At 51.5% G+C, this 9,480-nt stretch carries 6 protein-coding genes; 4 read left to right on the top strand and 2 right to left on the bottom strand.

Going from position 1 to position 9,480, the window contains the following annotated elements; translation table 11 throughout:
* Nucleotides 1–476: 476 nt before the first annotated feature.
* Nucleotides 477–3,260 carry a helicase C-terminal domain-containing protein gene (locus C5S61_RS25775; RefSeq protein ID WP_110520338.1) on the bottom strand — a complete coding sequence of 928 codons (2,784 nt, stop codon included), beginning with the start codon at nucleotides 3,258–3,260 and terminating at the stop codon, nucleotides 477–479.
* Nucleotides 3,261–3,619: 359 nt separating this feature from the next.
* Here C5S61_RS25775 and C5S61_RS25780 point away from each other — a divergent pair, with 359 nt between their 5' ends.
* From C5S61_RS25780 to C5S61_RS25790, 3 genes are read left to right on the top strand one after another with little or no spacing between them, the layout of a single operon-like run.
* Nucleotides 3,620–3,976 carry a DUF2089 domain-containing protein gene (locus C5S61_RS25780; RefSeq protein ID WP_054532367.1) on the top strand — a complete coding sequence of 119 codons (357 nt, stop codon included), beginning with the start codon at nucleotides 3,620–3,622 and terminating at the stop codon, nucleotides 3,974–3,976.
* 11 nt (nucleotides 3,977–3,987) lie between these two features.
* The gene (locus C5S61_RS25785; RefSeq protein ID WP_054532368.1) at nucleotides 3,988–4,350 is read left to right on the top strand and encodes an SHOCT-like domain-containing protein; all 363 of its coding nucleotides are present in this window, start codon (nucleotides 3,988–3,990) and stop codon (nucleotides 4,348–4,350) included.
* 12 nt (nucleotides 4,351–4,362) lie between these two features.
* The gene (locus C5S61_RS25790) at nucleotides 4,363–5,925 is read left to right on the top strand and encodes an SHOCT-like domain-containing protein (protein ID WP_110520340.1); all 1,563 of its coding nucleotides are present in this window, start codon (nucleotides 4,363–4,365) and stop codon (nucleotides 5,923–5,925) included.
* A 43-nt stretch (nucleotides 5,926–5,968) separates the two neighbouring features.
* Here the strand turns inward: C5S61_RS25790 and C5S61_RS25795 are convergent, their stop codons facing one another.
* A complete protein-coding gene (locus C5S61_RS25795) occupies nucleotides 5,969–8,347 on the bottom strand; it encodes a PAS domain S-box protein (RefSeq protein ID WP_164689790.1) in 2,379 nt (792 codons plus the stop codon).
* A gap of 194 nt (nucleotides 8,348–8,541) precedes the next feature.
* On the opposite strand from C5S61_RS25795, the gene C5S61_RS25800 reads away from it, so the two are divergent.
* Complete coding sequence (locus C5S61_RS25800; protein ID WP_110520343.1) at nucleotides 8,542–9,456, top strand: PIG-L family deacetylase; 915 nt, start codon at nucleotides 8,542–8,544, stop codon at nucleotides 9,454–9,456.
* The last annotated feature ends 24 nt before the right edge of the window (nucleotides 9,457–9,480 follow it).

Here is a 9,480-nt window from a genome sequence, read left to right on the forward strand (position 1 = left end):
GCGAACGCGACGGGTGAGGACGAACCCCCGCCCAAGGGAACGTGGCCACCTGCGGTGGTGGCCGCCCGTCCCCGCATGCTCAGCTGTTTCCGGCGTGGCCTCTTGCTGATCATCACCCACCTCATGATCCACCAGCCACTTCCCGTTGGACGTTTTTATCCTGAACCATGGTCACCGGTGTTAACTACCTACCCTTGAAAGCCACCCCCCTCTCCCACTGGGCGCGGGCGAGGGGGAGCCGACCCTAGTTGCGCGCCACATGGCGGTAAAAGCACCCGATTAAAGCCTCTCGCCCGCACACGGGAGAGGGGTTGGGGGTGAGGGAATCTTAACACCGACCCTTGTACGTCACCCCCCTCTCCCACTGGGCGCGGGCGAGGGGGAGCCGACCCTAGTTGCGCGCCACATGGCGGTAAAAGCACCCGATTAAAGCCCCTCGCCCGTAGCGCGGGAGAGGGGTTGGGGGGTGAGGGAACCTAAACCAGCCAGCGGGCCGCAGTCGTTGCTAGCTCAGAAAGTGGCTTGCGCTGCACGGTACAATCGGGCAATGATTCGAGAAATTGGCGGCCATAATTTTTGCTGAGCAAGCGCCGGTCAAGCACCACCACAATCCCGCGATCATCCTTGGAGCGAATCAGGCGGCCAAAGCCTTGTTTGAAGCGTAAAATCGCTTGCGGCACTGAGTATTCTGCAAACGCATCGTCGAAGCCCTCGGAACGCGCCGAAAACACTGGATCGTTGGGCACGCTGAAGGGCAATTTGGTAATCACCAACACGCTCAAGGCATCACCAACCACATCTACGCCCTCCCAAAACGAGGCCGTGCCCAGCAAAACGGTGCGTGGATCAGATTTGAAGCGCTGGATCAACGAACGCCGCGAGCCATCCATGCCTTGGGCCAAGGTCGAAATATCTGCTTGCTCAAGGCTTTCGCTAATGCCATGATAGGTTTGGCGCAGCGAGGTGTTGGCGGTGAACAAGGCTAAGGTACGACCGCCAGTTGCTTTACATAAATTAATTAATGCATCTTCCATGGCGCGTTGATAATTGCGCTCATTCGGTTCGGGCATATCGGTTGGCAAATAGATCAAGGTCGATTTGCTGTAATCGAATGGTGAATCAAGCTGCATGGCCGTTGCTTGGTCTAAGCCCAAGCGTTGTTTGGGGTAATCGAAACTATTGCTGACCGAAAGTGTGGCTGAAACCAAGATATTGGCGCGTTTTTTCATCCAAAGATCTTCGCTGAGCAATGGCCCGACATGAATTGGCGCTGCTTGGACCAACAACTCGCGGCGGCGTTGATCGGCGGTCAGCCATGCCACAGTTTCTTCGTTGCCATAAATCACCAAATCAAATTGGCGTTGCAATTCGCTGCACGCATTGACAATGCCCTTGACCCGCATCACCAAATCGTCGTAGCCATTAATATCGCGGCCTTCGAGATTATCCAAAATTGCTTGGAGTTTGCCAAAACCATCGCCAATTTTGCGCAAATTAATGCTCAGATTTTCCCATGTTTGTTCAACTTGGCTCCATTCGGCGTGGCGGCGAATTTTGGTAGTGATGCGCAATTGAGGATCGTATTGGGTTACGCTGCGATCTTTGGCCATAATATCGTTGAAAATGCTGAACAATTGTTGGGCTGCATCGCGAGCTTTTTCAACATTCGGGCGCACATCAGTACTAATATCTTCGAGTTTGCGTTGCTCTTTATGGTCGACCGTGCTCAAGCGAAAGAGTTGCGGCCACTCGTTGAGTACGCCGCTGGCCAAGCGTGCGCCGCCTGTGCTGTGCATATCGTTGAGCAATCCATTCAAGCTGTGCTGCGAAATGCGAAAGCCTAATTGATCGGTGGCAACATCTTCGAGATTATGCGCTTCGTCGATAATCAAATGATCGTAGCGTGGCAAAATGCCAGGCGACTTAACATCGGCCATCAACAAGGCATGGTTGGCTACCACAATATGGGCATTTTCAGCCTCAGCGCGCGCCTTGAAGAAGAAACATTCGTTGTAGAGCGAGCAACGTTGGCGCAAACATTGGTCGGGATCAACATTCACATTGTTCCAAACCTGCTGTTCGCCTTGAATTAACATCAATTCCGAGCGGTCGCCGTTGTTGGTTGATGGCAGCCACAGTTGCAACTTCAACAAGCCACGAGTTTGATCTTCGTTGTGGTCTGGTTGGGCGCGAAAGGCTTCGTAACGCTTCAAACACAGGTAGTTGCTGCGGCCTTTGAGCTGCACGGCGCGCAACGCTGGCGCTTGGTCGGGATGCTCGGCCAAGAGTGCTTGCACGGTCGGAATATCTTTGGAGCACAGCTGATCTTGCAAATTGATCGTGTTGGTTGAGATGACCACCCGTTCGCCGCGTTGGCGCGCCCATTGGGCGGCTGGCACAAGGTAGGCCAAGCTTTTGCCAGTGCCGGTTGGGGCTTCAATCATCAAGGTATCGCCTTGATTGAGCGCTTCGGCGATGGCCACCGTCATGTCGATTTGCGGTTGGCGTGGCTCATAGCCAGGAAACATACGGCTAAAGCCACCTTCGGCTCCAAACATCGCGCCAATCGCTTGGCTATCGAGTTCTTGTTGGTTGCCAGTTGGTTCAAGCGCAACTGGGCGCACAATTGGTTTGGGCTGAAATTCAATTGGTGCTTGCCAGACCGTTTGCACGCGGCGTTTGGCAATTTCGCCAAATAATTTGGCCAACGGCCATTGCAATTTTTGGGTGGTTTGAGCGATGTTATGCAATTCGGCGGCTGATAATTCGGATAATTTATCCAGTAACGCAGTAAACACCAAGCGGCTAGCTTCGGCATCGGCTAAAGCGCGGTGAGCATCGGGATGAGCAATTTGCAAATGTTCGGCAATCGTTGAAAGCGAATAATTGGGCAATTGCGGAATCAACAAGGTTGCCAAATCGAAGGTATCGTAATAGGGCTGGGTCACTTTTAGCCCTTGTTGCTGCAAAAAGCGCAAATCACCATCAACTGAATGACCAATAATTGGGTAGCTTTTGAGAAATTTGGCCAATTGCCCGCCAATGCTATTGAAGCTTGGCGCAGTGGTCAATTCGTGAGCATCGATACCAGTTAACCGAGCAATTTTTATTGGTAGCACCTGTTTGGGTTTGACCAAAGTTTGGTAGGTTTCGAGAACCTCGCTGCCACGAAATTTAACGGCCCCAACTTCAATAATCTCATCGCGCCCTGGTTCTAAGCCAGTTGTTTCCAAGTCCAAGGCGATATATATCGGTTCCACAGATGCTCCTCGCTAGCAAGCTCGATGTCGCTCAAATGTTTTGCCATTATACCTGTTCTAGGCCTCAAAACAAGTCGATCCAAACGATGGTTTCGGTGTAATCCCTCACCCCCCAACCCCCTCGCCCACTGAACGCGGGCGAGGGGGAGCATTCGTGTTGCACCAAGGAATTGGGAGCGAACCACGGGATTAAAGCCCCTCGCCCGCGCACGGGCGAGGGGTTGGGGTGAGGGGATCTTAATAACAGCTATTTTTTAGCTAAAACTTTCTAATCTAAAATTAATATAAGATAGATTGACAATTATTATCAGAATAGGTTACACTTTTTCGCAGATGAACTGATACTTCGCGAGGTATTGATGAATCCTATCTTAACTCAATGTCCAGTTTGTATGGGCGAACTAACCAGCACTCGGTTGGAATGTGCAATTTGCAACACGGCGATTGAAGGCCAATTTACGCTCGGGCGCTTGGGACGTTTGACCCGCGAACAACTCAGCTTTGTGGAACTCTTGGCCCAACATCGGGGCAACGTCAACCAAGTCGCAGGATCGTTGAATGTTTCGTATACGACAGCGCGCATGCGCATGGACGAAATCGCCGCTGCCTTGGGTGCGCCGCCATCAATTTCGCGGCCTGATTCCCGCGAGGTGTTGCGGCAACTTGAAACAGGCGAACTGAGTGCCGAAGAAGCGCTCAAACTGCTGCAAGGCTAGGAAGGTATTCAATGGCAACCGAAGAACGCATGCGCATTTTGCGCCTGATTGAAAATGGCCAATTGACTGCCGAAGAAGGAGCACGCTTGCTTGGCGTGATGGAGCCAAACAATCGAATTTCTCGCCCAGTGCGTGCTCAATGGGTCCGCATTCGGGTAACCGATTTGAAGTCCAACCATCACAAAATCAATGTCAATATTCCTGTTGGCTTGATTAGCATTGGCTTGAAACTCGGTGCACGCTTTGCTTCCAACAAACATACGACGCTTAACTTTGACGAAATGTTGGAAGCAATTCGCGGCGGTATGACTGGCAAAATCGTTGATATGGAAGATCTCGAAGACGGCGAACGTATTGAAATTGTGGTTGAATAAGGAGTCTGAGCGATGCAACAACGAATTAATATTGGTACGAATCCAACCGTGGCGGTTCGCATTTGTGAAGGAAACTTACGGGTCATTGCCCACGATGTGGCCGAAGCGTGGTTTGAGGTTGCTGAAGATGATATTAGTTTTCGTGCCCAAGAAGGCCATCTTTCGATCGAGCGCTGCTCCGATGATTTGGAATTGCGCTTGCCCCATGGCACAACTTTGACGCTGGAAGTGGTGCAAGGCGACCTGGACATTAGTGGCATTGCGGCAGTGCACACCCGCCAAATCGAAGGCGATCTTAATATTCGCGATGTGCAAACCTTCGAAGGCGCTTCGGTGCAGGGTGATGCAGTATTAACCAAAAGCGCCAATATTACCATTGCCAACATTGATGGCGATCTCAAAATCTATGAGAACGCTGATACTGTGGTAGTCAAAAATGTCAATGGCGATGCGAAAATTGGTCAAGTGCATAACCTTAGTATTATCAATATTCATGGCGATTTGAGCACCAGCGATATTACTGGTGATGTGGCAATTACCCGCGTGAGCGGCGACGCAACCTTGCGTGGCATAATCAAGAGCCTTGCGCCAATTCATGTCGATGGCGATTTGAAACTGGGGATTGTTTGGACTCCTGAGCACGTCTATCACGCCAATGCGAGTGGCGATCTGATTTTGGAAGTTGCCGACGATGCTAATTTGACCGTCAACGGCTTTGTGCAAGGCGATGTTTCGGGAATGGCTGAGCATGAGCCTGGCTCAATTAGCCTGACGTGGGGGAATGGTTCAGCCCGCCTCGAAGTCAATGTTCAAGGCGATTTGAGCATTCGTGGCGCTGCTGCAGCTGGCCAATCAAAGAGCGTTGGCAGCAATAATTGGGGCGGCAACTGGAATTGGAAGAACGACGATTTCAACCGTGCAATTCGCGATTTTACCGACGACTTAGCCTCGATGGGCCGCGATATTGCCGCCCAATTTAGCGAAATGAGCCGCGATTGGCGAGCTGGTGGTGGCGAACGTACCGCTGAACGGGCACGGCAAGCGACCGAACGCGCTGCTGAACGGGCTGCTAAAGCTGCCGAACGAGTAAGCGTGCGCATCAACGAACGCGAATATCGTTTCGACCCTGAGCGGATCGAGCGCTTGAAGGAGCAAGCCAAGCGGGCTGCTGATGAAGGCATTAGCCGCGCCTACGAGGCGATTGGCCAAGCCTTGGGCAACATCGAGAAAAATGTTGCGCGGCCAAATGCGCCACGCCCGCCAGCGCCACCAGCAGCACCAAATGCCCCAGCTGCGCCAGCAGCGCCAAATGCGCCCCATCGCGTCTCGATTAGCGACGATGATGGTTCATCATCAAGCCAACACGTGGCCTACACCGGCGATACCGTGCGGATTACGCCAGAGCAAGCAGCAGCTGCAGCGCAGGCCGCACCTGTTGCCCAAGCAGCTGAAACTCCAGCAGCTGAAGCGCCAGCGGTTGATAAAACCCAAGAACGGTTGGCGATTTTGAAGATGGTGCAAAGTGGCAAGATTAGCGCAGATGAAGCAGCGCTCTTGCTTGAAGCATTAGGCTAAAATTCGCTCAACAGGCGGGCTAGCGTGCTAGCTCGCCTGTTTTTCATTGCTCGCTGACTTGGTTACGTACCTCGGCAACACTCATGGTTTTGAGCAATTGCAAAAATACCTCAACCACCATTGGATCAAAATGTTTACCCGATTCAGTCGCCAGATATTCCATAATTCGCTGATCCGACCAGCCTTTGCGATACGGACGATCCGAACGCAAGGCATCCCAAACATCAACCACGGCAAAAACCCTCGCTGCCAATGGAATGGCTTCTGCTTGCAAGCCCTTGGGGTAGCCCGTGCCATCCCAGCGTTCATGATGATAATGCGGAATATCGAGCGAGCCTTGCAAGTAGAGAATTGGCGCAAGCAACTGGTAAGCATAGACTGGATGCCGCCGCATAATCACCCATTCGTCATCATCGAGCGGGCCTGGTTTGTGCAAAATTGCATCGGGCACGCCCATTTTGCCAATATCGTGCAGCAATGCACCGCGCCGCACATGAATTAATTCCTCTGAGCTGAATTTACCCATTGCCGCTGCGAGCTGTTCGGTCATCCACGTGACGCGCTGGGTATGGCCTTCGGTCTCGTGATCGCGCAGATCCAAGGCCCGCGACCAACCTTCGATCGTCATATCGTAGGCGCTGGTAACTTCGTGATTGATTTGTTGCAAATGTTGGAAGAGCAGGGCATTATCCAAGGCAGCGGCAACTTGGCTGGCATAGGTTTGCAGCATATCGTTGCGCTCAGCTTGGAAGAAATCTGCTTGGTTGCTCTGCAAATTGAGCATGCCGAAGGTGTGATTATGGCTGACCAATGGAAAAGCCATAGTTTGGCTTGCGCTGTCATCAAGCGGGTCGGCTGCTTCTATCTCAATTTGGATGCTTGGTAGTTGAGTTTCGTTGTAATTGGTCTGGTCAAGCAGTTGATCGCTTTGATTGAGCGTAAGCCAAGCCCGTTGCGCGCCAAAAATATTAACGCAGCTATCAGCAACATCGCGGGCTAGTTCTTCGACTTTAAGTTTGGTGGTTAAGCGTTGCGAGCTATAGTAGAGCGCGGTGAGGGTTTGCATTTGCAGGTCGAGTTGCACGCGGGTTGCTTTATACGAGCTAAGATCTTCGATCATGGCGATGGTAAAGAGTGGTTTATCGTCGCTATCTTGCACCAACGAAGCACACAAACGGCCCCACACAATCCCGCCATCGGAGCGTAAAAAGCGTTTTTCAATTTGATACGAATCGCACTGCCCAGCAAGCAACTCTTGGTTTAAGCTCATTTCAAATTCACGGTCATCGGGATGGGTAAAGTTGATAAACGGCTCGTGTTGCAAATCGCGTTCGCTAAAATTGAACAACATACAGGCGGTCGGGTTGGCGCGGAAGGCCACACCATTGGTATCAATTAGGACAATGCCAATTGCTGCGTGCTCAAACATTGCGCGAAAACGAGCCTCGTTGGTCCGTAAGGCCTGTTCAGCAGCGCGTTGGCCGGTAATGTCGCGCAAGGTCGAAATTGTCACCAACTCATCGTTGATCGATTGCAGATCAACATTGACCAAGGCCCACACTAAATCACCATCACGATGGCGAAACGCCATTTCAAAATCGCGAATCTTGCCATGGTGTTGCGCCATTTGAATGATGTCGGCGCGCTGATTGGGATAGGCATACAATTGTTCGAGCTTCAATTGCATAAATTCTTGCTGGCTGTAGCCCAGCATTTGAGTGCCGGTTGGATTGACCGCGATAACAGTGCCATCGAGTTTGGCCATACCAATGCCAATGGGCGTAGTTTCGAAAAGTAGGCGATATTGGGCTTCAGAATGGCGTAATTCTGCTTCAACTCGTTGGCGTTCGCTCAACTCAGTTTGGGCTTTTTGCAAGGCGTTATAGACCAATCGCCCACTGACAATTTGAAATACCAGCATCAGGCCAAAGTAAAAACTATAGCTTAGCCAGCGCGAAAATGGCGTGTAGCTAATTAATGGCTTTGGCAACAGTTGGTTCAATTCAAGCACTACTGCGGCTAAGGTTACGCCTAAACTGAGCAGGGCAACCAGTAAACTAGCCCGTTCGCTGAGCAAAAAGCTCGCTGCAAAAATAACGAAAAAATAGGCGATGATCGCAGGCGAGGCAATGCCGCCAGTTGTGAGCATCAAGCCGCTGAACACCAGCCAAAATAAGCCAACAAACAGCGTTGCTGCCAGATCAAGCTGGTTGTGTTTGACCAAACGCCACAGCCCAGCGCAGATCAGATTGACCAGCGCAATGATTGCTAGCCTTGGCCAGCTAATGCTTGCTTGCAGCAAACTTAAGAGAATTTGGACAGGTGTAAAAACAAAAAAGACACCTCTCAGCATCACCAGCAATAACTGTTGGCGTGATTGAGCATCGCTTAATGTGCGTGGAATAAACGAGCGCCAATGCATAACTCTCACCATAGAATGAACGAAACTAGCGTGATTGAGCAATGTTGGGCCAGAATGAAGCTAGGTTATTCGGAGAACAGCGTAGCTTAAGTATACTATAGGCTTGGTATAAGTCGAAGGCGAATCTGGCTAGCTTCTTGACAAACAGCCCAAAGCGTCCGACCATACCTATTGTTTGTGTGAGGAACGCTCCCATGCATTTTCCACGCGATCTGCGCGCTTATGGGATTGAATCGCATTGGCTGAATACTGCGCCAATGACCCGCCGCTTGCTGTTTGTCTATGCCCACCCCGATGACGAAAGTTTTGGCAACGCTGGCACAATTGCCTATTATGCCCATCACGGGGTTAGCGTGCATTATATTTGTGCAACCCGTGGCGAGGCTGGCGATGTTGACCAAAGTTTGTTGCATGGCTATGGCGATATTGCCACGTTGCGCGCAACCGAGTTGGGCGATGCTGCCAACGCCATGGGTTTGGCAGCCTATCACTTTTTAAATTATCGTGATTCGGGTATGGCCAATACGCCCGCCAACGAGCACCCCGAAGCTTTGGTTCAAGCCCCTGTTGAAGCAGTTGCCGCCAAAGTAACCGCCGCAATTCGGGCAATTCAGCCGCAGGTGGTGATTACCTTTAATGAATATGGCGGCTATGGCCATCCCGATCATATTGCGATTCATCATGCAACGCATATGGCCTTTGAGCGAGCTGGCGATGGCTCGTGGTTGCCCGAACAACTTGATGCTGGCTTGCCAACGTGGACTCCACGCAAATTGTATTACTCGACCTTTAATCCATTGATGATTAAATTGATGGTACGGGCATGGCGACTTTCGGGCCGCGACCCGCGTAAGGGTGGCAATAATGGCGATGTTGATTTTGTAAAGATTTTGGATGCAGTCAATCCGCCAACGGCTAGTGTCGATTGCTCAAGCGTGATTGACCAAAAAGTTGCTGCCTGGCAAGCGCATCGCAGCCAACTTGGCCAAATGGCGCTGAGCTTTAAAGTGCCACGCTTGCTACGCCAACGTTTTCTTGGCCGCGAGCAATTTAGCCGCGTTGTGCCAGCGCCAACCAGCCACGAGCACGATTTGTTTGCAGGATTGTAAGGTATGGGGGTTGGGGATCAGGGG

This window comes from Herpetosiphon llansteffanensis (assembly GCF_003205875.1).
Taxonomy (GTDB): domain Bacteria; phylum Chloroflexota; class Chloroflexia; order Chloroflexales; family Herpetosiphonaceae; genus Herpetosiphon; species Herpetosiphon llansteffanensis.

Bases quoted from the DNA above. Each gene is read 5' to 3' on its own strand.
- C5S61_RS25780 (WP_054532367.1), top strand. From the start codon at position 3,620: ATGAATCCTATCTTAACTCAATGTCCAGTTTGTATGGGCGAACTAACC.
- C5S61_RS25785 (WP_054532368.1), top strand. From the start codon at position 3,988: ATGGCAACCGAAGAACGCATGCGCATTTTGCGCCTGATTGAAAATGGC.
- C5S61_RS25790 (WP_110520340.1), top strand. From the start codon at position 4,363: ATGCAACAACGAATTAATATTGGTACGAATCCAACCGTGGCGGTTCGC.
- C5S61_RS25795 (WP_164689790.1), bottom strand. From the start codon at position 8,347: ATGCATTGGCGCTCGTTTATTCCACGCACATTAAGCGATGCTCAATCA.
- C5S61_RS25800 (WP_110520343.1), top strand. From the start codon at position 8,542: ATGCATTTTCCACGCGATCTGCGCGCTTATGGGATTGAATCGCATTGG.